Genomic DNA, 25,856 nt, shown 5'->3' with positions numbered 1-25,856 from the left:
ACGGATGCGACGCCGGGCCATGCCCGAGGCCCCGCCGCTCTCTGCGGCGGGGACGCGCCGAAACCGTGCACGAACGGCGGAGAGGCGGCGTCAAGGGCGCCGGTCCGTCCTGCGGCGTCCGCCTCACCAGGCGCGGCCGGCCGCGCCCTCCCCGCCCGTCTCCGCGCCGGCCGACGAGGCCGGGATGTGGGAGTTCCACTCGGTGAGCCGGCCCTGCCGGTCGAAGCGGGCCAGCGCCGAACCGCCCCCGGGCAGCAGCGCCTCGATCGTGGTGGGGGTCTGCCGGTAGGGCACCCGGTGGTGGCTGAGCAGCCTGGCCAGCGTCAGCCGGGAGTCGTGGGGGAACAGCCCGGCGGCGTTGGCGACCAGCCGCGGCACCGGGATCGGGTCCCAGGAGGCGCGCGGCGCCTGCGGGTCGTCGACGTGCAGGTAGGCCGAGCCCCCGTCGTAGCCGGCGCCGATGTATCCGCCCCCGCCCAGGATCCCGCCGGCCACCACCGCGATCAGCTCGCCGCCGTGCCCGGCCGGCCCGTCATACCAGGCCAGGTCCACCTCGGGGGTGACCAGTTCGGGAACGCCGAGCCGCTGCCCGATCTCGCGCACCACCAGCGTCGGCACCACCGCGGGGTGCTCCTCGCCGAACTGCGGGTTGGCCCACCCCCACAGCCAGGTCTGCTCGCGCACCGCATAGCTGCCCAGCAGCGAGACCCGCACCGTCACGCCGCCGCTGGAGTAGGTGCGGGCGGTCAGGTCGGCTTTCCAGTCCTCCCGCGGCAGGAACTCCGCGAGGGTCTCCTGCTGCTGCAGGACGACCGCGGCCAGTGCCGCGCCGAGACGCTGGAAGGCGGGGCTGAACCCGGCCTGCGACGGGGTGGCAGTAGACATCTTGGGCAAGAGTATCTCAGGTGGTGCCGCGGGTTTCCGCCTCGTCGGAGGGGTGCGGCGGGCGGGTTTCCCCGGCCGGGACGGCTCTGGCGCGCACGCCGGCCCAGGGCCGTACCGGGAGCGTATGGGAGTGTCCGGGCGGACGCCGCGATGACGGCGGTTCGCGCAAGGATTCGCGCAAGGAGCGGCGTGAGCGACCCGCGGGTGAGACGACGACGCGCCCGAGGCGGCTTGCAACAGTGCCACCCTGTGCCCGAAGGTGCGGCCACGGCCCGTCGGGCGGATGAGCGACGCGCCGGCGCCGGCCTGCGCGGGACGGGCGGTTCGCGGTTCCCTCGAGGAGAGAGATATGCCCGGGTTCCGGATGAACCGGCGCCCGGGACAAGGCAGGATGAATGCACCAGCGCGGGTACTCGATGGGAACCGAGCGACGTGACCGACGAGACCGGCCTGGGACTGTCGGCGGGCCCGCCGATCGCCGCGGCGGCCCGGGCCACTGCCGGCAGGCACACCGACGAGGGGGCGGTACATCGACTTCCCGCGCAGCCCGCGGCTTCCGGGTGCCGCGGCTCGCACCGTGACACATGAGGGAGAGTGAGATTGAACACGGACGAGTCCCCGCGTCTCACCGTGATCGGCACCGGTTACCTCGGCGCCACCCATGCGGTCTGCATGGCCTCGCTGGGCTATGAGGTGATGGGCGTCGACGTGGACGCCGCCAAGATCGAGAAACTGGCCTCCGGGCAGGTGCCCTTCTTCGAGCCGGGGCTGCCGGAGCTGCTGACCAAGACGCTGGAGTCGGGCAGGCTCCGTTTCACCACCTCCTATGAGGAAGTCGCCGAGTTCGGCGACGTGCACTTCATCTGCGTGGGCACCCCCCAGATGCCGGGCTCGGACGCCTGCGATGTCAGCTACGTCGACGCCGCGGTCACCTCGCTGGCCCCCCACCTGACCCGCAAGGCCCTGGTGGTCGGCAAGTCGACGGTGCCGGTGGGCACCGCCGCCCGCCTCACCCACACCATCCGCGAGCTGGCCCCGGCCGGGGAGGAGGTGGAGCTGGCCTGGAACCCCGAGTTCCTGCGCGAGGGCTATGCGGTCGACGACACGCTGCACCCCAACCGGCTGGTCTTCGGGGTGGCCTCCGAGTGGGCCAGGGAACGGCTGACCGCCGCCTTCCGGCCGATCATCGACGCCGGCACCCCGGTGGTGGTCACCGACCTGGCCACCGCCGAGCTGGTCAAGGTCGCCGCCAACTCGTTCCTGGCCACCAAGATCTCCTACATCAACGCCATGGCCGAGGTCTGCGAGGCCACCGGCGCCGACGTGCGGGACCTGGCCACCGCGCTGGCCTACGACGACCGGATCGGCGGCAAGTTCCTGCAGCCGGGGCTGGGTTTCGGCGGCGGCTGCCTGCCCAAGGACATCCGGGCGTTCGCGCACCGCGCCGAGGAGATCGGGGTGGGCCAGGCGGTGGCGTTCCTGCGCGAGGTGGACGCCATCAACCGGCGCCGCCGCTCCCGCACCGTGGACCTGGTGCGCGAGCTGCTGGGCGGGCGGCTGGACGGCAAGCGGATCGCCTGCCTGGGCGCGGCCTTCAAGCCCAACTCCGACGACATCCGCGACGCCCCCGCCCTGGACGTGGCGCGCACCATGCACGGCCTGGGCGCCTACGTGCGGGTCTACGACCCGGCCGCGCTCGACAACGCCCGCCGCGCCTACCCGGAGCTGCGCTACGGCACCAGCGCGATGGACGTGGCGCAGGACGCCGACGTGGTGGTGCTGCTGACCGAGTGGGCCGAGTTCCGCCAGATCGACCCGTACGCCATGGGGGAGGTGGTCGCCCACCGCCGCATCGTGGACGGCCGGCACGCCCTGGACGCCGAGGCCTGGCGCGCCGCCGGCTGGGAGTACCGGGCGCTCGGCCGCTGCTGAGGCCGCCGCCCGGCGGCGGCGCGCTGTGCGCATTGCCGATCACCCCGCCGTCGCGCACTAGGCTTTTTCGCAGGACGAGACGCGGGTGCGCGGGGCAGGGGGCATGCCAGTGGGCCGACCGGATGTGCGATCGCTGCTGACCTGGGCGGTCACCACGGCGACGCTGGCGCTTTTGGGTCCGCCGGCGGGGCTGCTGTGGGCGGCGGTCGCGCCCCCGGTGCGGTACCTGGTGCTGGAGGGACGGCCGGTGCTGGCCGACCCGGAGACCCAGGCGCTGATCGCCGGGGACGGCTGGTTCGCGCTGATCACCGGGGCCGCCGGGCTGGCCTGCGGGACGCTGGCCTATCTGGCCGGCGGCCGCGGCAACGACATCCCGCTGCTGCTGGGCCTGGGCAGCGGGGGAGTGGCGGCCGCGCTGCTGGCCTGGTGGAGCGGGCACCAGGTGGGGCTGGCCGAGTTCGAACGGGCGGTGCGGGCCGCCGCCGGCGGGCCCGTGGAGAGCCCGCCCGACCTGCACGCCACCGGGGTGGTGGTGTGCTGGCCGCTGCTGGCGGTGGCGGCCTATGCGGTGCTGGAGGCGGCGCTGGCCCGCCTAGCGACGCGCGATGGGGGCCAGCGCGGCGCCGGTGAGGCGGACCAGGTCGGCGGGGGCCAGCTCGATCTGCAGGCCGCGCCGCCCGGCGGAGACAAAGATCGTGTCGAACCCTGAGGCCGACTCATCCAGCACGGCCGGCAGCCGGCGGCGCTGGCCCAGCGGGCTGATCCCGCCCACCACATAGCCGGTGAGCCGTTCGGCCGTCTCCGCTTCGGCCATGCGGGCCCGTTTGCCGCCCGTCGCGGCGGCCAGCGCCTTGAGGTCCAAGGCGCCGCAGACCGGCACCATCCCGACCGTCGGCTCCTCGTCCACCACGGCGATCAGCGTTTTGAACAGCCGTTCCCGCGCCACCCCCAGCGCGTCGGCGACCTTCGCCCCGTAGTCGTCGACGCCGTGCTCCACCTCATACGGGTGCAGGGTGAAGGCGACCCCGGCCTTGGCGGCGGCCACCGTGGCGGGCGTCTGCCCACCGCCCTTCTTTCGAGCGCCCATAGGGGCAGTGTGCCGTCCGCGATCGCTTCCCGCACCTTGATATTTCGCCGGCGCTCCGCCCGCGGCGGGAGTCAGTTGGGGTGGACGGCGCCCTCGATGAGCCGCCCGGCCGGCACCGTCGGCAGCGCGTCCAGCAGCCGGATCTCCCGCCGCAGCAGCTCGTGCTCGGCCCACAGCCGCTGCGTGGCGTCGGCGGCCTCCAGCAGGCGCTGCTTGTCGCGCTGGTCCAGCACCATGGCCCCGGCGATCAGGTAGGACAGCCGCACCGGGTCGTCGGGCAGCTCCACGGGGTCGCCGGCCGGCGCGCCCGCCGCCTCCAGCCGCAGCCGGTAAAGCCGAAACAGCCGGCCCACGCGCCCGGCGGCCGCATCGGGCTCCGTGCCCGCCTCCTCGGGCAGGAACTCCACCTCGCCGCTCAGATAGGGCCGCGAGTCGTCCACCTGCAGCAGCCGGAACCGCTCGCCGCCCACCGTCACCACGTCGAACCGGCCGTCGTCGTGGGGGTTGACGACGCGGATCTCGGCGGTGCAGCCGACCGGGGCCAGCCGCCGCGCCGCGCCGTCGCCGACCTCATGGCCCAGTTCGATGCCGACGACGCCGAAGCGGCGCGGCCGCGGCTCCTCCAGCAGCTCGCGGATCAGCAGCCGGTAACGCTCCTCGAAGATGTGCAGGGGTAGCACCAGTCCCGGAAAGAGCACCGTGCCCAACGGGAACAGCGGCAGCCGTGCGGTCACACCGTCAGCCTACGCGCTGGTAACGATCATGGCGGCCGGGGCTTTCTCAAATGATGAAGCACGCCCCGGCACCGATCAGGGTGCGCGCCTTCGTAGACTGGAGCGGTGATCTCCCGAATCGACCTGCGCGGTTCGCTGCCCGGCGACCTGCGCTCCGTGCTGCCGCGTGCCGAACTGGACGTCGAGGCCGCCCTGGAGCGGGTGCGGCCCATCTGCGAGGACGTGCGCCATCGCGGCGCGGCGGCGGTCCGGGAGTACACCAAGAAGTTCGACGGGGTGGAGCTGGAGAGCCTGCGGGTGCCCGCCGCGGCGCTGGAGCGGGCGCTGGCCGGGCTGGACCCGGCCGTGCGGGACGCGCTGGAGGAGTCCATCCGCCGCGCCCGCCTGGTGCACCGCGACCAGCGCCGCACCGACGTCACCACCCAGGTGGTGCCCGGCGGCACCGTCACCGAGCGGTGGATCCCGGTGGAGCGGGTCGGGCTGTATGTGCCGGGCGGCCGGGCCGTCTACCCCTCCAGCGTGGTGATGAACGTCGTCCCCGCCCAGGAGGCCGGGGTCGGCTCGCTGGCCGTCACCTCCCCGCCGCAGCAGGAGTTCGGCGGCCTGCCGCACCCGGCGATCCTGGCCGCCTGCGCCCTGCTGGGCGTGGAGGAGGTCTACGCCGCCGGCGGTGCCCAGTCCATCGCGATGCTGGCCTACGGCACCGACGAGTGCCGCCCGGTCAACCTGGTCACCGGCCCCGGCAACATCTGGGTGGCCGCCGCCAAGCGCCACCTGCGGGGCGTGGTCGGCATCGACTCCGAGGCCGGCCCCACCGAGATCGCCATCCTCGCCGACGCCAGTGCCGACCCGGTGCACGTGGCCGCCGACCTGATCAGCCAGGCCGAGCACGACACGCTGGCCGCCGCGGTGCTGGTCACCGACAGCGAGGAGCTGGCCGAGCGGGTGGAGCGGGAGCTGGCCGAGCAGGTCGCCCGCACCAAGCACACCGAGCGCATCACCCAGGCGCTGGCCGGCCGGCAGTCCGGCATCGTGCTGGTCGACGACATCGAGGCCGGGCTGGCGGTGGTCAACGCCTACGCCGCCGAGCACCTGGAGATCCAGACCGCGAACGCCCGGCAGGTGGCCGAGCGGGTCCGCAACGCCGGGGCGATCTTCATCGGCCCGCACTCGCCGGTGTCGCTGGGCGACTACCTGGCCGGGTCCAACCACGTGCTGCCCACCGGAGGGTGCGCCTGCCATTCGTCGGGGCTGTCGGTGCAGTCCTTCCTGCGCGGCGTCCATGTGGTCGAGTACGACCGCGCCGCGCTGGCCGAGGCCACCGCCCGGGTGGTGGCGCTGGCCGAGGCCGAGGACCTGCCCGCCCACGGAGCCGCGATGAAGGCCCGCTTCAACTGGGAGATCCCCACGTGACATCCCTCGGCGACCTCCCGCTGCGCGAGGACCTGCGCGGGCGGGAGCCTTATGGTGCTCCCCAACTGGACGTGCCGGTCCGGCTGAACACCAACGAAAACCCCTACCCGCCCTCGGAGCGACTGGTCGAGGCGCTGGCGAAGGCGGTCGCCGCCGCCGCCGCCTCGCTCAACCGCTACCCCGACCGCGACGCGCTGGCGCTGCGCGCCGAGCTGGCCGACTTCCTCAACCACGACACCCCCGGCGCGGAGCTGACCGCCGAGCGGGTGTGGGCGGCCAACGGCTCCAACGAGATCATCCAGCAGATCCTGCAGGCCTTCGGCGGCCCCGGCCGGTGCGCGCTGGGCTTTGAGCCGTCGTACTCGATGCACCCGATCATCACGCACGTCACCGGGACGCGCTGGATCAACGCCCACCGCGACGAGGACTTCGGCCTGGACGTCGACCGCGCCCTGGCCGCGATCGACGAGCACCGCCCCGACGTGGTGTTCCTCACCTCGCCCAACAACCCCACCGGCACCTCGCTGCCGCTGGAGGTCATCGAGGCGATCGCCGCCGCCGCGCCCGGCATGGTGGTGGTGGACGAGGCCTACGCGGAGTTCCGCCGCGAAGACACCCTCTCGGCGCTGGAACTGCTGGCCGAGCACCCGCGCCTCATCGTCACCCGCACCATGTCCAAGGCGTTCGCCATGGCGGGCGTGCGGCTGGGCTACCTGGCCGCCCACCCGGCGGTGATCGAGGCGCTGCTGCTGGTCCGGTTGCCCTACCATCTGTCGTCGATCACCCAGGCGGCGGCCCGCACCGCGCTGGCCCACGCCGATGAGCTGCTCGGCTCGGTGGCGCAGCTGCGCACCGAACGGGACCTGATCGTCGGCTGGCTGCGCGGCCAGGGCCTGCGGGTGGCCGACTCCGACGCCAACTTCGTGTTGTTCGGCACATTCCCCGACCGCCGCCGGGTGTGGCAGGCCATGCTGGACCAGGGCGTGCTGATCCGCGAGGTGGGGCCGCCGCAGTGGCTGCGGGTCACCGTCGGAACCCCCGCCGAGATGGCCGCCTTCCGATCCGCGCTGACCACCGCATTGAAGGAGATCCAGTGAGCCGCACCGGGCGCATCGAGCGCGCCACCAAGGAGACCACCGTGGCCGTCGAGATCGACCTGGACGGCACCGGGCGGGTGGACGTGGCGACCGGGGTGGGCTTCTTCGACCACATGCTCGCCCAGCTCGGCAAGCACGGCTCGTTCGACCTGACCGTCAAGACCACCGGCGACCTGCACATCGACAGCCACCACACCATCGAGGACACCGCGATCGCGCTCGGCCAGGCCTTCGCCCAGGCCGTGGGCGACAAAAGCGGCATCCGCCGCTTCGCCCACGCCGCGGTGCCGCTGGATGAGGCGCTGGCCCAGGTCACCGTGGACATCGCCGGCCGGCCCTACCTGGTGCACACCGAACCGGAGGGCATGGCCCCGATGATCGGGCCCGACTACGACACCACGATGACCCGGCACATCCTGGAGTCGTTCGTGGCCAACGCCCGCATCGCGCTGCACGTGCACGTCCCCTACGGCCGCAACGCCCACCACATCGTGGAGGCCCAGTTCAAGGCGCTGGCCCGGGCGCTGCGCGACGCCGTCGCCTTCGACCCCCGGGTGCAGGGCGTGCCCTCGACCAAGGGGGCCTTGTAAGGCATGGAGATCGGCGGCCTGCACTTCACCTACCTCAATGTGGCGCTGTTCGGCCTGGCCGTCTTCCTGCTGATGGGCGTGATCAGCTTCATCAGGCAGGGCATCAAGGGCGGGGCGGTGCTGCTGGCCGTGCTGACCGTGATGGCCTTCGTGGCGGGAGTGTTGTGGCTGTGAAACCTTCGGTGGTCGTCTTGGACTACGGGTCGGGCAACCTGCGCTCGGCCGAGCGGGCGGTGGCCCGCGCCGGCGCGCAGGTGACCGTCACCTCCGACTATGAGACGGCGCTGGAGGCCGACGGCCTGGTCGTCCCCGGCGTCGGCGCGTTCGCCGCCTGCATGCAGGGGCTGAACGCCATCCGCGGCCGGCAGCTCATCGGCCGCCGCCTGGCCGGCGGCCGCCCGGTGCTGGGCATCTGCGTGGGCATGCAGATCCTGTTCGAAAAGGGCGTCGAGCACGGCGTCACCACCGAAGGCTGTGCCGAATGGCCCGGCACGGTGGAACGGCTGCACGCCCCCGTCCTGCCCCACATGGGCTGGAACACCGTCCGGGCCCCTGAGGGGTCGGTGCTGTTCCGCGGCCTGGACGCCGACACCCGCTTTTACTTCGTGCATTCTTATGCGGTGCGCCGCTGGGAGATGCCGGCCGGCAGCCGGCTGACCCCGCCGCTGGTCACCTGGGCCGAGCACGGCGAACCGTTCGTGGCCGCGGTGGAGAACGGCGCCCTGTGCGCCACCCAGTTCCACCCCGAAAAGTCCGGCGACGCCGGCGCCCAGCTGCTGCGCAACTGGCTGTCCACGCTTTAAGAGGATCGCGCCGCCCCGCGGCGATGGATGAGGTTTTGCGATGACTTTGACGCTCCTTCCCGCCGTCGACGTCTCCGGCGGCCAGGCCGTCCGGCTGGTGCAGGGCGAGGCCGGCACCGAGACCTCCTATGGGGCTCCGCTGGATGCGGCGCTGGCCTGGCAGGCGGCCGGAGCGGAGTGGATCCACATGGTGGACCTGGACGCGGCGTTCGGCCGGGGCTCCAACCGGGAGCTGCTGGCCGAGGTGATCGGCCGGCTGGATGTGAAGGTCGAGCTGTCCGGCGGGATCCGCGACGACGCCTCCCTGGAGGCGGCGCTGGCCACCGGCTGCGCCCGGGTCAACATCGGCACCGCCGCGCTGGAGAAGCCCGAGTGGTGCCGCAAGATCATCGCCGAGCACGGCGAGAAGATCGCGGTCGGCCTGGATGTGCGCGGCACCACGGTGGCGGTGCGCGGCTGGACGCGCGAGGGCGGCGACCTGTGGGAGGTGCTGGAACGGCTGGAGGCCGACGGCTGCCCCCGCTATGTGGTCACCGACGTCACCAAGGACGGCACGCTGCGCGGCCCCAACCTGGAGCTGCTGCGCCAGGTGTGCGCCCGCACCGGCAAGCCGGTGGTCGCCTCCGGCGGCGTGTCGTCCCTGGAGGACCTGCGCGCCCTGACCGCGCTGGAGGGCGACGGCGTGGAGGGCGTCATCATCGGCAAGGCCCTGTACGCCGGGGCGTTCACCCTGCAGGAGGCCCTGGAGGCGGTGAAGTGATCCGCCGGGTCGGCTCGGGCGCCCCCTGGGAGGGGATCGTCGGCTACAGCCGGGCCGTCGCCGCCGGTGACCACGTGCACGTGAGCGGATGCGCCCCGGTGGACCCGGCCGACGGCAGAGTGGTGCACGAAGGCGACGCCTACGCCCAGACCCGCCAGTGCCTGGCCAACGTGCTGCGGGCGCTGGAGCGCTTCGGCTGCTCGGCGGCCGACGTGGTGCGCACCCGCATCTACGTCACCGACATCGCCCGCTGGCGCGAGTACGGCCGCGCCCACGGCGAGGTCTTCGGCGAGGTCAGGCCCGCGACGACGATGGTGGAGGTGGCCGGGCTGATCGACCCGGCGATGCTGGTGGAGATCGAGGCCGACGCCTACCGGGCGGGGGTGGGACGATGAGCGTGGCGGTACGGGTGATCCCCTGCCTGGACGTGGACGCCGGGCGGGTGGTCAAAGGCGTCAACTTCCGCAACCTGCGGGACGCCGGCGACCCGGTGGAGCTGGCCCGGCGCTATGACGCCGAGGGCGCCGACGAGCTGACCTTCCTGGACATCACCGCCTCCAGCGCCGACCGCTCCACCACCTATGAGGTGGTGCGGCGCACCGCCGAGGAGGTGTTCATCCCGCTGACGGTGGGCGGCGGGGTGCGCACCGTCGAGGACGTGGACCGGCTGCTGCGCGCCGGCGCCGACAAGGTCTCCATCAACACCGCGGCCATCGCCCGTCCGGAGTTCCTGCGCGAGGCCGCGCATCGCTTCGGCTCCCAGTGCATCGTGCTGTCGGTGGACGCCCGCCGCGTCACCGGCGACGTGCGCACCCCCTCCGGTTTCGAGGTCACCACGCACGGCGGGCGGCGCGGCACCGGCATCGACGCCATCGAGTGGGTGCGCCGCGGCGAGGAACTCGGGGTGGGGGAGATCCTGCTGAACTCCATGGACGCCGACGGCACCAAGAACGGTTTCGACCTGGAGATGCTGCGGCAGGTGCGCGCGGCGGTGACGGTCCCGGTGATCGCCAGCGGGGGAGCGGGCGCGCTGGAGCACTTCGCCCCCGCGGTGGAGGCCGGGGCCGACGCGGTGCTGGCCGCCAGCGTCTTCCACTTCGGCGAACTGAAGATCTCCGAAGTCAAGGACGCGCTGCGCCGCGCCGGGCACCCGGTCCGCTGAAAAAGCGGGCGCCCGGCCGGCGGCGCCCTGCGGGCCTCCCTAGTGGGTCAGGCGCACCTTGCGGTGCTCGATCTGGCTGATCTCCCGGGCGGCGGCGTCCAGCAGCCCGTGCGACAGCTCCGACAGCGCCCGTGATACCGCCAGTTCGTCGCCGATGCTGGGCACGTCGGCGTCGCGCGGGTTGCGGCGCGCGACGCCGCGCCCGGTGAGCGTCCCGTTCGGCGTGGACAGTTTCGCCTCCGCCTCCGTGTAGCGGTCCTGCTCGCTGATGTGCACCGTCAGCTGCCAATCCTTGTCCTGGTGCATGGCTCCTCCTGGTCTGGGTCCCCCTGTCGCCATGGGTGGGCGTTTACCCCCGTTCCGCCGCTGCATGCCGCCCGCCCGGCGCACGAGGGGACCCGGCCGCCGGTACCAGGGGTGAACGGGCGGTGTCCATTGCAGGAAACCCTTTTCTGGTCAGGGCATGGGTGAGTACTTTCCCAACCATGACCCTCCTTGACCGTCGTGGTTTTCTCCGGGTCGGCGGGGCGGGCGCGTTGGCGATCCCCTCGCTCGGCCTGGCGGCCTCCGGCGCGCATGCCGCGCCCAGCCGCTACTTCCGGCACGGCGTGGCCTCCGGCGACCCGCTGCCCACCGCGGTGATCATCTGGACCCGGGTGACCCCCACCGCCTCTTCCCTCCCCGGCTCCGGCGCCGGCCCGGTGGTGGACGTCGGCTGGCAGGTGGCCCGGGACGCCGCGTTCCGCAAGATCGTGGCCAGGGGGACCTTCCGCACCGGCCCTGACCGTGACCACACGGTCAAGGTGGACGTGCGCGGCCTGGCCCCCGGGACCGTCTACTACTACCGGTTCCTGCTGGACGGCAGCCCTTCCCCGGTCGGCCGCACCCGCACCGCGCCGCCGGCGACGGCCCGGGTGCCGGCGCTGAAGCTCGGGGTGGTCTCCTGCGCCAACTGGGAGGCCGGCCACTTCGCCGCCTACCGGCATCTGGCGGCGCGCGACGACCTGTTCGGGATCGTCCACCTCGGCGACTACATCTACGAGTACGCCAGCGGGGACTTCGCCGCCGGCGGCCGCGTGGTGCGCCCCAACGAGCCCCGGCACGAGATCCTCACCCTGGCCGACTACCGGATGCGGCACGCCCTCTACAAGACCGACCCGGACCTGCAGGCGCTGCACGCCCGCTTCCCCTGGATGATCGTCTGGGACGACCACGAGGTCGCCAACGACGCCTGGGCGGGCGGCGCCCAGAACCACGACCCGGCCACCGAGGGCCCGTACGCGGCCCGCCTGGCCGCCTCCCGCCGGGCCTACTTCGAGTGGATGCCGGTGCGGGTGAAGCCGGGCGGCGCCATCTACCGGCGGCTGCGGTTCGGGCGGCTGGCCGAGCTGACATTGCTGGACCTGCGCGGCTACCGGTCCCGCCAAGAGCGCGGCATCGCGGTGGACGACCCGGCCCGCACCATCACCGGCACCGCGCAGATGCGCTGGCTGAAGGAGGGGCTGTCGGCCAGCAAGGGCGAGGTGCGCTGGCGGCTGATCGGCAACTCGGTGATGATCAGCCCGGTGGCGGTCGGGGCGGTGCCCGCCCGGCTGCTGGGCCCGCTGGGGCGGCTGCTGGGCGTCCCCGCCGGGGGGTTTGCGATCAACCCCGACCAGTGGGACGGCTACACCGCCGACCGCAAGCAGCTGCTGGGCCACCTGCACCGGAACCGGATCGGCAACACGATCTTTTTGACCGGCGACATCCACACCTGCTGGGCCAATGAGGTGCCGCTGGATGCGGCCACCTACCCGCGCAGCCCCGCGGTCGCCACCGAGATGGTGGTGCCCTCGGTGACCAGCGACAACATCGACGATCTGGCGGGCGTGCCACCGCGCACGCTGTCGCTGGCGGCCGAGGGGGCGCTGGCGGTGACCAACCGGCACGTGCGCTGGGCGGAGCTGGACTCCCACGGCTACGGCGTGATCGGCCTGACCCCCGAGCGGGCGCGGATGGACTGGTTCGCGCTGTCCGACCGCACCCGCCGCGACGCCTCCTCCCGCCGCCTGGCCTCGTTCGCGGTGCCCTCCGGGTCGCCCACGCTCAAGCGGCTGATCGCCGGCTGAGGGCCGCTTCAGACCTGCTCGGCCGCCGGGTCGGACACGGTGTGCTCGGCGGCCCGCTCGACCACCGGCAGGTGGATCGCCGACGGGTGGTCCGGGTCGTGCAGCACCTGCTGGCGTGCGACGAGGCGGGCGGTGGCGCTGCCCAGCGGCTCGCCGGTGCCGGGGTTGACGGCCACGACGGGGAACGCCCCGCTGGCCACGTGCACGCGGACGCGGTGGCCGCGGCGGAAGCGGTGGCCGACCGGCCACAGCTCCACCCGCACCCGGCGGACCCCGTCGGGGCCGGGGGCCGGGTCGCCCGGGCGCAGCCGCCGTGCGCCCTCGCACAGGTTCAGCGAGGTGCCGTCGGGGGCGACGTCGCACAAGCGCACCACGAAGTCGGTGTGCTCGCGGTCGGAGCGCACGAACAGCTCCGCCTCCACCGGGCCGATGACGTCCAGGTCCGCCCGCAGCGGCGCGGAGGTGAACACCAGCACATCGGCGCGTTTTTCCACCGGGCGCTGGTCCACCGGCTTGCAGCTGCCCAGCACGCTCGGCCCGGCCAGCGAGGGGGTCGGGTCGGCGGGGTCGAACAGGTAGCGGCTGGGCTCGCCCGGCTGCGGCCCGTCCTCCCCGAGCCCGCCCCCGGGGTGCAGGTGCCAGCGGACCGGCCGCATGCCCGGCGGCGGCCAGTCGCGGTAGTCGCGCCACTGCCCGGCCCCGGTGAGGTACACCCGCACCGGGTTGGCGCGCACCCGGGAGAAGTCGCCCCGCAGGTGGGCGCGGAACCAGGCCAGCGACTCGCGCAGCGCCGCGATCCCGTGCCGGGCGTCGAAGTGCCACCACGGGCCGATGGTCAGGTAGGGGCGCCGCCCGGCGGCGCGCAGCGCCAGGTAGTCCTTCAGCTGCCAGGGCAGGAAGATGTCGTACCAGCCGCCCAGCAGCGTCACCGGGGCGGTGACCCGGTCGAGGGTGCCGGTGAAGTCGCGGCTGCGCCAGTACTCGGCGCCGGGCTCGTCGTTGGCCAGCAGGTCCTGGTAGAAGCGCACCATCGCGCCGGTGGCCAGCTCGTCCAGCTCCGCCAGCGGCCGGCCGCTGCGCGCGGCCCGCCGGGCCCGCCGTTTGGCCAGCAGCGCCCCGTTGACCATGCCCAGCGGCCGTTCCTGCCGGAAGGTCAGATCCGACCAGGTCAGCACGGTCTCCAGGGCGAACGAGCCGCCCACGTAGGCGGCGTCGCGGAAGGAGGAGGCGGTGACCTGCGCGGAGATGGCCTTGAGCTCCGGCCCGGCCTCGGCGGCGATCGCCCAGGAGGAATACCCCAGGTAGCTGGCGCCGTAGGTGGCGAAGGACCCGGTGAACCACGGCTGGCTGCGCATCCAGCGCACGGTGGCCAGCCCGTCGGCCTGCTCGCTGCCCAGCGGGTCGAACTCCCCGCCGGAGCCGAAGGTGCCGCGGACGCTTTGCACCAGGAGCTGGAACCCGAAGGGGACCAGCGGCAGCCCGGCCAGGACGGCCGGCAGCCCGCGGCGCCCGTACGGGGTGCGGACCAAGATGGTCGGCGCGTCGGGCACGCCGGCGGGGGCGTAGCGGTCGGCCAGCAGCGTCACCCCGTCCGGCATCGGTACCGGGATGTCGCGCTGCACGGTGTAGCGGAAGCGGCCGCGGGGGAGCGGCAGCCGGCGGGCCGGAGCGGGCAGGCGCTCGATGAGAGGCATCGCGTCCTCCTCGCGCGCCCCGGTGTGCCCGGGGCGCCACGGCGGCCCGGAGCGAGGGGGCGGCGGGCCGAGCCAGACCTTACTAGCAGGTAACTATAACGTATTTCAGTTGTTGAATGTCGTGTTTGTCCTGCTCAGTGAGGTTCTGGGGTGCCGGTCCGCTACGCCCGCGCCAGATGACGGGCGATCACCATGCGCTGAATCTGGTTGGTGCCCTCGAAGATCTGCATGACCTTCGCCTCGCGCATGAAACGCTCCACCGGGAAGTCCCGGGTATAGCCGTAGCCGCCGAGCACCTGCACCGCGTCGGTGGTGACCTTCATCGCCGCATCGGTGGCCACCAGCTTGGCGATGGAGGCCTGCCGGGAGAAGGGCAGCCCACGATCCCGGCGGCGGGCGGCCTCCAGGTAGGTCGCCCGGGCCGACTCCACCGCCGCCGCCATGTCGGCCAGCAGGAAGCCCAGCCCCTGGTGCTCGATGATGGGACGGCCGAACTGCTCACGCTGCCGGGCATAGGCGACCGCCTCATCCAGCGCCCCCTGCGCCAGGCCCACCGCGCAGGCGGCGATGCCCAGCCGCCCCGAATCCAGCGCCGACAGCGCGATCGGAAAGCCCTGCCCCTCGGCGCCGATCCGCCGCTCGGCGGGCACCCGGGCGCCGTCGAACAGCAGCTGGGCGGTGGTGGAGCCGGTCAGGCCCATCTTGCGTTCCGGCGGCCCGAACGACAGCCCGTCCATCCGCCCGTCGATCAAGAACGCGCTGATGCCCCGTCCGCCGTCGTCGGAGGTGCGGGCGAACAGCACATAGAAGTCGGCCTCGCCGCCGTGGGTGATCCACGCCTTGGTGCCGGTGATCACGTAGTGGTCGCCGTCGCGGACCGCCCGGGTGCTCAGCGCCGCCGCGTCCGACCCGGCGTGCGGCTCCGACAATGCGTACCCGCCCAGCAGCTCGCCGCCGAGCAGCTCCGGCAGCCGCTTGCGCTGCTCCTCGTCGCCGTACGTCGCCACCGGGTAGCACGCCAGCGTGTGCACGCTCACCCCGACCGCCACCGACGCCCACGCCGCCGCGATCTCCTCCAGCACCTGCAGGTAGACCTCGTACGGCTGGCCCCCGCCGCCGACCTCCTCCGGGTACGGCAGGCCCAGCAGCCCGGCCCGGCCCAGCACGCGGAACACTTCGCGGGGGAACTTCTCCGCGGCCTCGGCCTCGGCGGCGCGGGGGGCCAGCTCGGCCTTGACGATCTGACGGGTGAGGTCGATGAGATCCTCGGCCTCGGGGGTGGGAAGCATGCGTTCTGCTGGCATGTCCCCATATTGGCCGATATGTCGGCATGAGGTGGACGGGGGTGCCCGGGCTCAGCCCATGGGCCTCACCTGCGGCCGGCGTCGCGCCGGAACTCGACCCGGCGATCCCGGGTGCAGCTGACACACAGCCGTAGCCGGCGTTGCGTCAGCCCTCGCCGCCGCCCCGGGAGATCTTGACGACCACCTGGTCCTGGGTGATGGACTCCACGCCCACGCTCAGCCCGTCGGCCTCCCCCTCGCCCTCCCGCGGGACGGTGATCTGCTGGCCGGCGATGCGCAGCGTGACGCTGTCGCCGTCCACGCCCACCAGTTCGGCCTTGATGCCCAGGATGGAGGCGCTGGCCTCCACCCCCCGGTCGAAGGTCACGGTGCAGGAGTCGATCGTGCACTCGGTGGTGGCGCCCTCACCGCTGCAGGCGGCGACGGCAGCGAAGGGCAGCAGAGCGAGGGAGACCGCGGCGAGCGTCCGTCGAACAGGAAGGATCATGCCGCCGAGTTTACGGTCCCTTGAGCCGCCGGCCCCCTCCCGCGGAAGGAACACCGCCCGCCGCCGCTCACCCCGGGGTATGACCCGCATGACCACCGGAGCCGTGTCCGTGGTCCTCACCCTTTTGGATCTGGCCGCCCAGTTCCTGACGCAGCGTCTGCAGCGTCGGCTCGGTGCCCACCACCACCCAGCGCAACCCCACCAGGTAGGTGCCGCCCCAGGGCTTGGCCTCCTTGAGCCACTCGGCCTGCCCCTCGTCGGTGGCGAAGGTCAGCAGGGTGTAGCGGTTCTGCCCGGACTTGCAGGCGCCCTGCTGCAGCTCCTCGGCCTCGGTCCGGTTCTGCAGCTTGCAGCCGGACTTGGCGGCCAGGTCCTCCAGCCCGGCCACCAGCACGGCCGGCGGGTCGCCGCGGCCCGCGGCGCCGGCGGCCCGCCCGCCGCCGTCCGAGCAGCCGCCCAGCAGCAGCGCCGCGGCGCAGGCCGCGCCCAGGGCGGCAAACGGCGCCGGCCCGGTCCGGGGGCGGGGGAAGAACAGGTGCGGGCGTCTCATCGGCCGTCCTTCCGCGAAGGTGGAACACCATCGCCGGGACATACGCGGCCGCAGACGCCGGAAGTTCAACGCGAAGGCGCGGGCCTTGAATTCACGACATCTCAGAGCATCAACCGCTCGGCGGCGGCGGCGCGGACCTGCCGGTCTTCGGCCGGATCCGAACGCAGACGGTGCAGCCGCAACCGGGTCTCGTCGGTGAACGGGGCGGCCGAGGCGGCCACCCGCCGGGTGTCGTCCTCACAGTCCCACAGCGCTTCGACGGCGTAGGACTCGGCGGTGTGGGGTGCGGTGCGGGTCAACGCGACCAGCACGCGGGGCCGCAGATAGGAGTAGGCCGATTCGGTCCAGATGCGTTTCAGCAGCGGCACGGCCTCACCGGCGCGGAGCCGGCCCAGGCCCTCCACGGGGCCGGCGGCGGCGCCCCAGGACCGGCGCGCCACCGCGGCCTCCAGCTCGGCCATGAGGATGGGGATGTCCTGCCGGGTGCCGTGCTGGGCCAGGATGCACAGCGCGATTTCCGCGCAGCCGGTGTGGGCGCGCGCCCATGCGCGGGCTCTGGGCAGCGCCTGTGAGCCGTATTCCCGCAGCGCCCGGCATAGCGCGCCCTCCCACCGCCCGTGACGTTGCGGCAGCAGTTCCTCGGCCAGGTCCAGCAGCGCCGGGGTGCGCCGCCGGCCCAGTTCGAAGATCGCCGCCACCGCCCCGTCGTCGTCGCGTCGCCGGGCCAGGTCCAGCAGCTCGGAGTCGGATCTGGCGGTGCGGTCCCCGCCGTCCTCTTCCCAGGCCGGACGGGCCTTGCCCGCCCCCGCCGTCCCTTCGCGCCGCCGGCGCAGGGCGGCGGCGATCTGCGGCCGCCGGCGGGCCCACTGCTGCAGCACCGGGTTGTCCGGGTCGGTGATCAGCCAGTCCAGGTCGGGTTCGTCACAGCGGGAGACCACCAGCTCATCCAGCCCCTCGGCGAGCGCCGGATCGCCCAGCCCGATCAGCGCGTCCACCGCCTCAAACCACAGCTCGCCCTCTTCGGCGCAGGTCCGCAGCGCCGCGGCCGCCTCCCGCCGGCTCAGCCGGACCAGCTCGGTCAGCACCTCCAGGGCCAGCCGTCCCCGCCACTCGTCGCCGCCGGAGGGCTCCAGCAGGAACTCGCCGATCGGCGCGGCCGGCAGCTCCAGATCGACCACCAGGCGGGCGTAGTACAGGCCGCGCGCCTCCACCTGGCGATCCCAGCGCGGATCGCGCCGTATGCAGTCGAAGACCAGATCGCCCGCGCCCTTGTGGTCCGCCGCCCGGCGCGCACCCCTGCCCAGGCCGCGCTGCAGCTGCCCGTGCAACGTGTCCGCTGATTCGATGACGACCCTGTTCACTGCGCCAATATGCGCAGACGACCGCAGACCGGGCAAGTGCTATTCGCCGCCGGCGGCCCTTGCGGTCAGATCTTCCGCTGGGCGATCCAGGAGGCGTACAGATCGGCGTAGACGCCCTCCTGGGCGACCAGCTCGGCGTGCGGGCCGCGCTGCACCAGCCGCCCCCGGTCGAACACCAGCACCTCATCGGCGTTCTCGGCGGTCGAGAGCCGGTGGGCGATGGTGACGGAGGTGCGGCCGCGGGTGACGCTCTCCAGCGCCTGCGCGATGCGCATCTCGGTGGCCGGGTCCACCGCCGAGGTCGCCTCGTCCAGCACCAGCAGGTCCGGGTCGGCCAGGTAGGCGCGGGCCAGCGCCACCAGCTGCCGCTCGCCGGCCGACAGCGACTCGCCGCGCTGGCCCACCGGGGTGTCCAGCCCGCGCGGCAGGCCCTCCAGCCAGTCGGCCAGCCCCAGCTCCGCCAGCGCCCGCCGCAGCTCCTCGTCACTGGCGCCGGGACGGCCGTAGCGGATGTTGTCGCCCAGCGAAGCGTCGAACAGGAACCCGTCTTGGGGCACCATCACGATCCGCTCCCGCAGCGAGGAGAAACGCACCCGGTCCAGCGGCACCCCGTCCACCAGCACCCGGCCCCGCACCGGGTCCATCAGCCGGGTCAGCAGTTTGGCGAAGGTGGTCTTGCCCGATCCGGTCTCGCCCACCACCGCCACCCGGGAGCGGGGGGCGATGTCCACCGACACGTCCTTCAGCACCATCGGCCCGCCCGGGTAGGCGAAGGAGACGTTCTCAAAGCGCACCGCGACGGGCCCGCGCGGCAGCTCCCGCCCGCCGGGCCCCGGGTCGGCCACGTCCGGCTCGGTGTCCAGCACGTTCAGCACCCGCCGCCAGCCGGCGATGGCGTTCTGCGCCTCGTTGAGCACTTCGGTGGCGACCTGCATCGGCCCCACGAACAGCGTCACCAGGAACATGAACGCCACCAGCTCCCCGGCGGTCAGATGCCCGCCCACGCCCAGCAGCGTGCCCGCCACCACCACGGCGGCGGTGGCCACCGCCGCCACCAGCTCGCTGGAGGGAAACGTCAGCGCCACCAGCCCCTGGGCGTGGGTCTGCGCCTTGCGGTAGGCCTCCACCGACTCGTCGACGCGCCGGGCGGTGCGCTCCTCGGCGGCGTACGCCCGGATGACCGGCGCCCCCACCACCGACTCGCCGATCGCCGCCAGCATGTCCCCGGCGCGTTCCCGCACCCGCAGGTAGGCGTTCGACAGCAGCCGCTGGAAGTGCCGCAGCGCCAGCGCCAGCGGCAGGAACGACGCCCACACCAGCAGCGCCAGCGGCCAGGAGTAGATCGCCATCAGCGCGCTGGCCACCACCAGCTGACCCACCGACACGATGATCATCAGCCCGCCCCACTGCATGAACTGGCTGATCTGGTCGACATCGCCGGTCACCCGCGACACCAGCGAGCCGCGCCGCTGGCTGCTTTGGGTCAGCATGGACAGGTCGTGCACGTGCCGGAACGCCTTGATGCGCAAGGTGGCCAGCCCGCCCTCGGTGGTCTTGTACAGCCGGACGTTCATCAGGTACGCCGACAGCGCCGTCACCACCACGACGACGGCCGACACCAGCACCGCCCGCCGGATGAAGGCCACATCCGGGCCGCCGGGGGCGGCCAGCCCCCGGTCGATGGTCTGCTGGATCGCGATCGGCACCACCACCCGCCCGGCGGTGGCCACCAGCGCCAGCAGCAGCGTGACCGGCAGCCCCACCCGGAACTCCGGGCTCAGCCGCAGCCCCCGCCGCAGCGTGCTGAGCGCGCCTTCGCCGGCGGCGCCCTCGTTCAGCCCCGCCTCCGCCGTCTGCGCACCGCTCACCGGCCTGCCCCTTTCCCCTCGGGTGCGACCCCGCGCCCGCTGATCACGCGGTCACCTCCTCGCCGTGCGCGGCCCGGCGCTCGGCCTCGGCCCGTTCGTAGGCGTTGACCAGCTCGCGGTAGCCCGCGCAGCGTTCCAGCAGCTCAGCATGGGCGCCGCGGTCCACCACCCGGCCGCGTTCGAGGTAGACGACCTCGTCGGCCAGCGCGATCGTCGCCTTGCGGTAGGCCACCACGATCACCGTGGCCCCGGCGCCGGCGTCCTGGGCGGCCCGCAGGCCCTGCAGGATCCGGGCCTCCACCTGCGGGTCGACGCTGGAGGTGGCGTCGTCGAGCACCAGCAGGCGGGGACGGCGCACCAGCGCCCGGGCCAGCGCCAGGCGCTGGCGCTGCCCGCCCGACAAGGTGGCGCCGCGCTCGCCGACCCGGGTGTCCAGCCCCTCCGGCAGCGCCGCCACGAACCCGTCGGCCTGCGCCAGCCGCAGCGCCTGCCAGATGCGCTCATCGGGGATGTCGGCGCCCAGCGTCACGTTGCCGCGCACGGTGTCGTCGAACAGGAACGTCTGCTGGGGCACCAGCGCCGCGGTGGCGGCCACCGCGCCGCGCGCGGCCCGCCGGGCGTCGATCCCATCCAGCAGCACCGTGCCCTCGTCCGGGTCCACCAGCCGCACCAGCAGGCTGGTCAGCGTCGACTTGCCCGAGCCGGTCGGCCCCACCACCGCGATGGTGCGGCCCGGCTCGACGCTCAGCGACACATCGTGCAGCACGCGCGCCCCGTCTTCCGCACCGGCGTAGGCGAAGCGCACCCGCTCGACCTGCAGGCCGGCCGGGCCCTCCCCGTCCAGGGGGTGCTCCCCATAGGGCAGCGACCCGGAGGCGTCCAGCACCTCCCGCACCCGCTGCCAGCCGACCACGCTGCGCGGGATCTCCGCCAGCACCCAGCCCAGCGCCCGGATCGGCCAGGCCAGCAGGGTGAACAGGTACGACACGCCCACCAGATCGCCGGCGTTGAGCGCGCCGGACTCCAGGCGCACCGAGCCGACCAGCAGCACCGCCAGCACGCCCAGCGTCGGCAGCGCCTCCAGCAGCGGGTCGAACATCCCCCGGACGCGGCCGACCGCCACGTTGGCGTCGCGCAACCGCCGGGCCCGATCGGTGAACCGCTCGGTCTCGGCGCGTTCGCGGCCCAGCGTCTTGACCACCAGGGCGCCTTCGAAGCTTTCGTGCGCCACCTCGCTGACCTCGGCCCGCAGCTGCTGGGCGCGCGCCGCCAGCGGCGACAGGCGGCGCTGGTAGACCACGTTGAGCAGCGCGATCGCCGGGAACACGCAAAAGCCCACCAGCGCCACCGGCACGTCCACCGCCAGGATGGAGACCGCCGCCACCAGCAGCATGAACGCCACGCCCACCGCCATCGGCAGCGGCGCCAGCGGCGCCCAGGCGGCCTCCACGTCGGCGTTGGCGTTCGACAGCAGCTGGCCGGTGGGGTGCCGGTGGTGCCAGGCCAGCGGCAGCCGCAGGTACTGGCGGGTCACCGCCCGGCGGTAGCGCGCCTGCATCCGGTACTGCATCAGCCCGGCGTAGAACCGCCGCCCGGCCACGCCCAGCGCCTTGAGCACCGCCACGCCGACGATCGCCAGCGCGGCCGCCGCCAGCGCGCCGGCGCCCGCCCGGCCCTGCCGCAGCGCCGGCAGCACCACCTGCTCGGTGGCCCAGCCCAGCACCCAGGCGCTGGCCACGGTCATCGCCGCATACAGCGCGCTGGCCGTCACGGCGAGGGCGAACACGCGCGGCTCGGCCCTGATGGCGACCCACAGGACCCGCAGGCCCTCGCGCAGGATCCTCGGCTCGACCTTCGGCCCTGCTGGCACAGCATCCTCCCGTCCGATGGCGGGGCCTGCACGGCCCGAGCGTGGGGTGAATGGGACCCTTCGACCCGCTCATGCCTACCATCCCGGGCCGACGGATTATTCCCCGCCGCCGCTGCGGCGGCCGCCGCCGGGGCCCGGGCGGCCCGCCGCGGCGCCCGCCGGGGGCGCAAGACGCCGGAATCGGCGCCCCGGGGGTGCTCTCGCCACCGGATCCGCACGGCGCCCTTCCCGGGATCACCGTTCACGCGGCCGGGCCGGAGCGATGGACATGATGGTCTTTTACTGGCAAACAGGTGAAAACAGTACGTATTTTCCCTGGGTAAAGTCACGGTCAGGAGAGCCTTCGTCGCCTCCGGAAAACGCCGTGCACCCGGCGCGCGGCCGCCCGGCGCCCCGGCTTCGCCGGTTCCGCCGAAATCCGATGCGCCGTCTTCTCCGCTTCGCCCCCAAGCGGTGATACGGTGGAGTCGTCGGTTGCAGTCGTAAGTTCCCGATCGTTTGCAAGAACGCCCGCGGACTGATGGCAGCGGGCGTTTTGGCTTTCCGGGACGGTGCCGGGGGCGAGAACGTTCCGCAGCGACCGCACCGGGCCCGCGAGGTGCGGACCGGAAGTTTTGCTGCAAGGAGAAAGACATGCCCCAGCAGGGCACCGTGAAGTGGTTCAACGCCGAGAAGGGCTACGGCTTCATCGCCGTCGACGGTGACGGGCCGGACGTGTTCGTGCACTACTCGGCGATCCAGTCGTCCGGTTACCGCACCCTCGACGAGAACCAGCGCGTCGAGTTCGAGGTGACCCAGGGCAGCCGGGGGCCGCAGGCCGACCAGGTCCGTCCCCTGTAACACCCGACGATCTTCCGCCGGGCCCCGCACCCACCGGGTGCGGGGCCCGATGCGCGTCTCAGGCGCGCCGCCGATCCGAGCACGCCCGCACCGAGGGCACAATGGAGGACATGTCCGAGCGACCATCCGGCCTGGATCCCAAAATCGCCGCGCGCCTCAAGCGCGACCCCAACGGGCTGGTGCCCGCCATCGCCCAGCAGTACGACACCGGCGAGGTGCTCATGCTGGCGTGGATGGACGATGAGGCCCTGCACCGCACCCTGACCACCGGGCGCGCCACCTACTGGTCGCGCAGCCGCCAGGAGTACTGGGTCAAGGGGGAGACCTCCGGGCATCAGCAGTGGGTGAAGTCGGTGGCGCTGGACTGCGACGGCGACGCCATCTTGCTGAAAGTCGACCAGGTCGGCCCCGCCTGCCACACCGGTGACCGCACCTGCTGGGACTCCGATGTGCTGGAGGCCGTGGTCGGCGAGCGTCCCGAAAGCTGACCGTGCGACCGCGCCGTGAACGGGCCGGCGCGGCGCTGGCCGGTGCGGCCGGCGCCGCCCTGGTGCTGCTGGCCGGGGGCCGGCAATGGGCCGCCGTCCGTGCGCACGGCGCTCTCACCCCCGTGGAACAGACGCTGACCGGCGGCGAGCTGGCCGGCGCGGTCACCGCGCTGGGATGGGCGGGACTGGCCGCGCTGGCGGCGCTGCTCGCCACCGGGGGCTGGGCCCGCCGCGCCGTCGGGGCGCTGCTGGTGCTGCTGGGCGCCGCGGCGGCCTGGAGCGCGGCCGGCGCGGTCCGCCACGCCCACGTCCTGGCCGTCGCCGAGGAGCGCAGCGCGCTGCTGCGCCTGAGCGGCGAGGCGGCGGTCGACGTCTCCCGGTGGTGGGCGGTGGCGGCGGCCGGCGGGGCGCTGCTGGCCGTCACCGGGGCGCTCGCCGTGGCCCGCGGGCACCGCTGGCCCGGCCTGTCGGCCCGCTACGAGCGGCCCGGCGCCGTCCCGGCGTCCGCCCGCCCGGCGCGCCCGGCGCCCGCCGCCGACGATCCGGTCGGGCTGTGGAAGTCACTGGACCGCGGTGAGGACCCCACGGCAGACGACGGGTGAGGACGGAAGGCAGGCCGCGACCATGAGGAACCCGATGTCCGCTGAGCACGCCGCCGCGGCGGCGGCCCCCTTCGGGAACTGACCGGCCATGAAAGAGCGCGGCGGGCTGGTCCTGCTGGCCGAGCACGAGCCGGGGGTGGCCGAACTCGGCCGCCGCTACCTGGTGCGGGCCGGTTTCGAGGCCGAACTGGAACACGACCCCGGCCGGGCGCCCGGCACCGTCGCCCGGCTGCGGCCGGACGCGGTCGTGCTGGACCTGTCGGCGGCCCGGCCGCCGGAAGAGCTGTACCGCAAGGTCGCCGACGCCGCGGCGGGCGCGCCGGTGGTGTGCGTGGTCGGCGGCGACCAGCCCACCGACCTGGGCGACCCGCACCTGCCCACGCTGGTGCGCCCCTTCGGGCCGCGGGTGCTGGTGGAGGCGGTCTCCCTGGCGCTGCGCGGACGCGGCGGGGACGACGACTCCCACGTGCTGCAGGTCGGGGCGGTCAGCCTGGACCCCAGGGCCCGCACCGTCACCGCCGGGGACCGCGCCGTCACGCTCACCGCCACCGAGTTCGACCTGCTGTGCTTTCTGATGGGACGGCCCGGCCGGGTCTTCACCCGCGAACAGCTCCTGGAGGCCGCCTGGGAGCCGGGCGTCAGCGCCGGCAACCGCACCGTCGACGTCCACATCGCCCAGCTGCGCGCCAAGCTCGGCGAGGCCAGCCCGATCCGCACCGTCCGCGGCGTCGGCTACGCCGTCGACCCCTGACGCGCCGTCCCGGCGGCCCGTCCGCGGCGGCATAGGCTGAAGACATGGCGCAGGTCGGTGCGGGCCCCTCGGGAAGCCCGGCGCGCAGGCTGAGAGGGCCGCTGGCGGTCCTGGCCGCGGCGGGTGCGGCGGTGCTGCTGGTCGCCACCGTGGACCCGCACGAAAGCGGCCACTACCCGCCCTGCCCGCTGCTGGCCGCGACCGGGCTGTACTGCCCGGGCTGCGGCGCGCTGCGCATGATCCACTCCCTGGCCCACGGGGACCTCGCGGCGGCCTTCGGGCGCAACCCCCTGCTGTTCGTGCTGCTGCCGTTCCTGGGCTACCTGTGGGTCCGGTGGGCGGTGCTGTCGGCGCGCGGCCGGCCGATGGCCTCCCTGCTGCTGCGCCCGGGGGTCGCTTACGTTCTTGTCGGGGTCGTGGTGGTGTACTGGGTGGTCCGAAACCTGCCCTTCGCATCGGCGCTGGCGCCATGAACCGCCCTGTATCCGGGTCGGGTGGCGGGACGGGCGGCGTCTCGGGCTACGATCAGTGAACGCACCATCCGCGAACAAGGGGGCCCTACCTGTGAGTGTGCTCGAGGAGATCCTGGAAGGGGTCCGAGCCGATCTCGCCGAACGGCAGGCGGCGGTACCGCTCGACGCGCTCAAGGAGAAGGCCGCCGCCGCACCGCCGCCGCGCGACGCCATCGCCGCGCTGCGCTCCGACGGGGTGTCGGTGATCGCCGAGGTCAAGCGCTCCAGCCCGTCCAAGGGCGCGCTGGCCGCCATCGCCGACCCGGCCGCGCTGGCCCGCGACTACGAGGCCGGCGGCGCCAAGGTCATCAGCGTGCTCACCGAGCGCCGCCGCTTCGGCGGCAGCCTGGCCGACCTGGCCGAGGTGCGCGCCAACGTCGACGTGCCGCTGCTGCGCAAGGACTTCATCGTCACCTCCTACCAGCTGTGGGAGGCCCGCGCCTACGGCGCCGACCTGGCACTGCTGATCGTGGCCGCCCTGGAGCAGGACGCGCTGGTGTCGCTGGTGGAACGGGCCGAGTCGATCGGGCTGGTCCCGCTGGTGGAGGTGCACACCGAAGAGGAGCTCGCCCGGGCCCTGGAGGCCGGCGCCAAGGTCATCGGCGTCAACGCCCGGGACCTGAAGACCCTCCAGGTGGACCGCGGAGTGTTCGCCCGGCTCGCCCCGCTGATCCCTCGGGACGTGGTCAAGGTCGCCGAGTCCGGGGTGCGCGGCCCGCACGACCTGCTGGCCTACGCCTCCGCCGGCGCGGATGCGGTGCTGGTGGGGGAGAGCCTGGTGACCGGGCGCGACCCGCGCACGGCCGTCGCCGACCTGGTCGCGGCCGGCGCGCACCCGGCGCTGCGCCAGGGGAAGTAGGGCCGCGGTCATGCCCGCCGAGCCGCTGCGCGAGCGATGGTGCGCTTATCCGATCCATCTTTGACCCGGGTAAGCCTTACTTCCACGACAGGACCGACC

General features: G+C 73.6%; 28 protein-coding genes. 17 read left to right on the top strand and 11 right to left on the bottom strand.

Features of this window, described 5'->3' with window-relative positions; genetic code table 11:
- Positions 1-123: 123 nt before the first annotated feature.
- Positions 124-885, bottom strand: coding sequence for a DUF6882 domain-containing protein (locus TCUR_RS14310; protein ID WP_012853230.1), 762 nt, complete (start codon positions 883-885; stop codon positions 124-126).
- A gap of 600 nt (positions 886-1,485) precedes the next feature.
- Here TCUR_RS14310 and TCUR_RS14305 point away from each other — a divergent pair.
- Positions 1,486-2,817 carry a UDP-glucose dehydrogenase family protein gene (locus TCUR_RS14305; RefSeq protein ID WP_012853229.1) on the top strand — a complete coding sequence of 444 codons (1,332 nt, stop codon included), beginning with the start codon at positions 1,486-1,488 and terminating at the stop codon, positions 2,815-2,817.
- 103 nt (positions 2,818-2,920) lie between these two features.
- Positions 2,921-3,526: a hypothetical protein gene (locus tag TCUR_RS14300; protein ID WP_281054993.1), complete on the top strand. Its 606-nt coding sequence runs from the start codon at positions 2,921-2,923 to the stop codon at positions 3,524-3,526.
- Here TCUR_RS14300 and ybaK read toward each other — a convergent pair.
- Together ybaK and TCUR_RS14295 are read right to left on the bottom strand one after the other, a co-directional pair.
- Complete coding sequence (gene ybaK / locus TCUR_RS25695) at positions 3,410-3,904, bottom strand: Cys-tRNA(Pro) deacylase (protein WP_012853228.1); 495 nt, start codon at positions 3,902-3,904, stop codon at positions 3,410-3,412. The two genes, TCUR_RS14300 and ybaK, sit on opposite strands and share 117 nt — an antisense overlap.
- Before the next feature lie 71 nt (positions 3,905-3,975).
- Complete coding sequence (locus TCUR_RS14295; RefSeq protein WP_012853227.1) at positions 3,976-4,638, bottom strand: LON peptidase substrate-binding domain-containing protein; 663 nt, start codon at positions 4,636-4,638, stop codon at positions 3,976-3,978.
- A gap of 105 nt (positions 4,639-4,743) precedes the next feature.
- On the opposite strand from TCUR_RS14295, the gene hisD reads away from it, so the two are divergent.
- From hisD to hisF, 8 genes are read left to right on the top strand one after another with little or no spacing between them, the layout of a single operon-like run.
- Positions 4,744-6,051, top strand: coding sequence for a histidinol dehydrogenase (hisD, locus tag TCUR_RS27545; protein ID WP_012853226.1), 1,308 nt, complete (start codon positions 4,744-4,746; stop codon positions 6,049-6,051).
- The gene (locus TCUR_RS27540) at positions 6,048-7,148 is read left to right on the top strand and encodes a histidinol-phosphate transaminase (protein ID WP_012853225.1); all 1,101 of its coding nucleotides are present in this window, start codon (positions 6,048-6,050) and stop codon (positions 7,146-7,148) included. Before hisD ends, TCUR_RS27540 begins: the two co-directional genes overlap by 4 nt.
- Positions 7,145-7,738 carry an imidazoleglycerol-phosphate dehydratase HisB gene (gene hisB, locus TCUR_RS14280; RefSeq protein WP_012853224.1) on the top strand — a complete coding sequence of 198 codons (594 nt, stop codon included), beginning with the start codon at positions 7,145-7,147 and terminating at the stop codon, positions 7,736-7,738. Before TCUR_RS27540 ends, hisB begins: the two co-directional genes overlap by 4 nt.
- Before the next feature lie 3 nt (positions 7,739-7,741).
- A complete protein-coding gene (locus tag TCUR_RS27105; protein WP_012853223.1) occupies positions 7,742-7,912 on the top strand; it encodes a hypothetical protein in 171 nt (56 codons plus the stop codon).
- Positions 7,909-8,541, top strand: coding sequence for an imidazole glycerol phosphate synthase subunit HisH (hisH, locus tag TCUR_RS14275; RefSeq protein ID WP_012853222.1), 633 nt, complete (start codon positions 7,909-7,911; stop codon positions 8,539-8,541). The genes TCUR_RS27105 and hisH overlap by 4 nt, the downstream gene beginning before the upstream one ends.
- Before the next feature lie 40 nt (positions 8,542-8,581).
- A complete protein-coding gene (gene priA, locus TCUR_RS14270) occupies positions 8,582-9,301 on the top strand; it encodes a bifunctional 1-(5-phosphoribosyl)-5-((5-phosphoribosylamino)methylideneamino)imidazole-4-carboxamide isomerase/phosphoribosylanthranilate isomerase PriA (RefSeq protein ID WP_012853221.1) in 720 nt (239 codons plus the stop codon).
- Complete coding sequence (locus tag TCUR_RS14265) at positions 9,298-9,696, top strand: RidA family protein (protein ID WP_012853220.1); 399 nt, start codon at positions 9,298-9,300, stop codon at positions 9,694-9,696. The genes priA and TCUR_RS14265 overlap by 4 nt, the downstream gene beginning before the upstream one ends.
- Complete coding sequence (gene hisF, locus TCUR_RS14260; protein ID WP_012853219.1) at positions 9,693-10,463, top strand: imidazole glycerol phosphate synthase subunit HisF; 771 nt, start codon at positions 9,693-9,695, stop codon at positions 10,461-10,463. The genes TCUR_RS14265 and hisF overlap by 4 nt, the downstream gene beginning before the upstream one ends.
- A gap of 39 nt (positions 10,464-10,502) precedes the next feature.
- Here hisF and TCUR_RS14255 read toward each other — a convergent pair whose 3' ends face one another.
- A complete protein-coding gene (locus TCUR_RS14255; RefSeq protein ID WP_012853218.1) occupies positions 10,503-10,769 on the bottom strand; it encodes a DUF1876 domain-containing protein in 267 nt (88 codons plus the stop codon).
- A 179-nt stretch (positions 10,770-10,948) separates the two neighbouring features.
- Here TCUR_RS14255 and TCUR_RS14250 point away from each other — a divergent pair, with 179 nt between their 5' ends.
- On the top strand, positions 10,949-12,571 hold the full coding sequence (locus TCUR_RS14250) for an alkaline phosphatase D family protein (protein WP_012853217.1): 1,623 nt from the start codon (positions 10,949-10,951) through the stop codon (positions 12,569-12,571).
- Positions 12,572-12,579: 8 nt separating this feature from the next.
- Here TCUR_RS14250 and TCUR_RS14245 read toward each other — a convergent pair whose 3' ends face one another.
- The 7 genes from TCUR_RS14245 to TCUR_RS14215 all read right to left on the bottom strand — a co-directional run bounded on the left by TCUR_RS14245 (position 12,580) and on the right by TCUR_RS14215 (position 21,705).
- Positions 12,580-14,265 carry a CocE/NonD family hydrolase gene (locus TCUR_RS14245; protein WP_012853216.1) on the bottom strand — a complete coding sequence of 562 codons (1,686 nt, stop codon included), beginning with the start codon at positions 14,263-14,265 and terminating at the stop codon, positions 12,580-12,582.
- 161 nt (positions 14,266-14,426) lie between these two features.
- Entirely contained in the window at positions 14,427-15,569 is a 1,143-nt protein-coding gene (locus TCUR_RS14240) for an acyl-CoA dehydrogenase family protein (protein ID WP_041439762.1), read from the bottom strand.
- Positions 15,570-15,714: 145 nt separating this feature from the next.
- A complete protein-coding gene (locus TCUR_RS14235) occupies positions 15,715-16,056 on the bottom strand; it encodes a hypothetical protein (RefSeq protein ID WP_041439760.1) in 342 nt (113 codons plus the stop codon).
- A 67-nt stretch (positions 16,057-16,123) separates the two neighbouring features.
- The gene (locus tag TCUR_RS14230; RefSeq protein WP_012853213.1) at positions 16,124-16,606 is read right to left on the bottom strand and encodes a hypothetical protein; all 483 of its coding nucleotides are present in this window, start codon (positions 16,604-16,606) and stop codon (positions 16,124-16,126) included.
- A 101-nt stretch (positions 16,607-16,707) separates the two neighbouring features.
- Complete coding sequence (locus TCUR_RS14225; RefSeq protein WP_012853212.1) at positions 16,708-17,967, bottom strand: hypothetical protein; 1,260 nt, start codon at positions 17,965-17,967, stop codon at positions 16,708-16,710.
- A gap of 65 nt (positions 17,968-18,032) precedes the next feature.
- Positions 18,033-19,835, bottom strand: coding sequence for an ABC transporter ATP-binding protein (locus TCUR_RS14220; protein ID WP_012853211.1), 1,803 nt, complete (start codon positions 19,833-19,835; stop codon positions 18,033-18,035).
- A 43-nt stretch (positions 19,836-19,878) separates the two neighbouring features.
- Entirely contained in the window at positions 19,879-21,705 is a 1,827-nt protein-coding gene (locus TCUR_RS14215; RefSeq protein ID WP_012853210.1) for an ABC transporter ATP-binding protein, read from the bottom strand.
- A gap of 633 nt (positions 21,706-22,338) precedes the next feature.
- On the opposite strand from TCUR_RS14215, the gene TCUR_RS14210 reads away from it, so the two are divergent.
- The 6 genes from TCUR_RS14210 (at position 22,339) to trpC (ending at position 25,757) form a co-directional block, all read left to right on the top strand.
- Complete coding sequence (locus TCUR_RS14210) at positions 22,339-22,545, top strand: cold-shock protein (RefSeq protein ID WP_012853209.1); 207 nt, start codon at positions 22,339-22,341, stop codon at positions 22,543-22,545.
- Positions 22,546-22,655: 110 nt separating this feature from the next.
- Positions 22,656-23,033 (top strand): phosphoribosyl-AMP cyclohydrolase, encoded by a 378-nt coding sequence (gene hisI, locus TCUR_RS14205; RefSeq protein ID WP_041441860.1) that lies wholly within the window; start codon positions 22,656-22,658, stop codon positions 23,031-23,033.
- Between the two features lie 2 nt (positions 23,034-23,035).
- The gene (locus TCUR_RS14200; protein WP_012853207.1) at positions 23,036-23,635 is read left to right on the top strand and encodes a Trp biosynthesis-associated membrane protein; all 600 of its coding nucleotides are present in this window, start codon (positions 23,036-23,038) and stop codon (positions 23,633-23,635) included.
- 88 nt (positions 23,636-23,723) lie between these two features.
- Positions 23,724-24,386, top strand: a complete 663-nt coding sequence (locus TCUR_RS14195; RefSeq protein ID WP_012853206.1) for a winged helix-turn-helix transcriptional regulator — start codon at positions 23,724-23,726, stop codon at positions 24,384-24,386.
- A 44-nt stretch (positions 24,387-24,430) separates the two neighbouring features.
- Positions 24,431-24,859, top strand: a complete 429-nt coding sequence (locus TCUR_RS14190) for a DUF2752 domain-containing protein (protein ID WP_012853205.1) — start codon at positions 24,431-24,433, stop codon at positions 24,857-24,859.
- Positions 24,860-24,950: 91 nt separating this feature from the next.
- On the top strand, positions 24,951-25,757 hold the full coding sequence (gene trpC, locus TCUR_RS14185) for an indole-3-glycerol phosphate synthase TrpC (RefSeq protein ID WP_012853204.1): 807 nt from the start codon (positions 24,951-24,953) through the stop codon (positions 25,755-25,757).
- Positions 25,758-25,856 lie beyond the last annotated feature (99 nt).

Origin of the sequence: Thermomonospora curvata DSM 43183 (assembly GCF_000024385.1) — a bacterium.
GTDB lineage: Bacteria > Actinomycetota > Actinomycetes > Streptosporangiales > Streptosporangiaceae > Thermomonospora > Thermomonospora curvata.
The sequence above is the reverse complement of the archived record's forward strand: the minus strand, read 5'-3'. Positions and strand labels throughout refer to the sequence as shown.

Excerpts from the sequence above, each read along its gene's own strand:
- TCUR_RS14255 (WP_012853218.1), bottom strand. The coding sequence starts at position 10,769 with ATGCACCAGGACAAGGATTGGCAGCTGACGGTGCACATCAGCGAGCAG.
- TCUR_RS14240 (WP_041439762.1), bottom strand. The coding sequence starts at position 15,569 with ATGCCAGCAGAACGCATGCTTCCCACCCCCGAGGCCGAGGATCTCATC.
- hisF (WP_012853219.1), top strand. The coding sequence starts at position 9,693 with ATGAGCGTGGCGGTACGGGTGATCCCCTGCCTGGACGTGGACGCCGGG.
- TCUR_RS14300 (WP_281054993.1), top strand. The coding sequence starts at position 2,921 with ATGCCAGTGGGCCGACCGGATGTGCGATCGCTGCTGACCTGGGCGGTC.
- TCUR_RS14245 (WP_012853216.1), bottom strand. The coding sequence starts at position 14,265 with ATGCCTCTCATCGAGCGCCTGCCCGCTCCGGCCCGCCGGCTGCCGCTC.
- TCUR_RS14235 (WP_041439760.1), bottom strand. The coding sequence starts at position 16,056 with ATGATCCTTCCTGTTCGACGGACGCTCGCCGCGGTCTCCCTCGCTCTG.
- TCUR_RS14195 (WP_012853206.1), top strand. The coding sequence starts at position 23,724 with ATGAAAGAGCGCGGCGGGCTGGTCCTGCTGGCCGAGCACGAGCCGGGG.
- ybaK (WP_012853228.1), bottom strand. The coding sequence starts at position 3,904 with ATGGGCGCTCGAAAGAAGGGCGGTGGGCAGACGCCCGCCACGGTGGCC.
- TCUR_RS14310 (WP_012853230.1), bottom strand. The coding sequence starts at position 885 with ATGTCTACTGCCACCCCGTCGCAGGCCGGGTTCAGCCCCGCCTTCCAG.
- TCUR_RS14230 (WP_012853213.1), bottom strand. The coding sequence starts at position 16,606 with ATGAGACGCCCGCACCTGTTCTTCCCCCGCCCCCGGACCGGGCCGGCG.
- TCUR_RS14190 (WP_012853205.1), top strand. The coding sequence starts at position 24,431 with ATGGCGCAGGTCGGTGCGGGCCCCTCGGGAAGCCCGGCGCGCAGGCTG.
- hisI (WP_041441860.1), top strand. The coding sequence starts at position 22,656 with ATGTCCGAGCGACCATCCGGCCTGGATCCCAAAATCGCCGCGCGCCTC.
- priA (WP_012853221.1), top strand. The coding sequence starts at position 8,582 with ATGACTTTGACGCTCCTTCCCGCCGTCGACGTCTCCGGCGGCCAGGCC.
- TCUR_RS27105 (WP_012853223.1), top strand. The coding sequence starts at position 7,742 with ATGGAGATCGGCGGCCTGCACTTCACCTACCTCAATGTGGCGCTGTTC.
- TCUR_RS14210 (WP_012853209.1), top strand. The coding sequence starts at position 22,339 with ATGCCCCAGCAGGGCACCGTGAAGTGGTTCAACGCCGAGAAGGGCTAC.
- TCUR_RS14250 (WP_012853217.1), top strand. The coding sequence starts at position 10,949 with ATGACCCTCCTTGACCGTCGTGGTTTTCTCCGGGTCGGCGGGGCGGGC.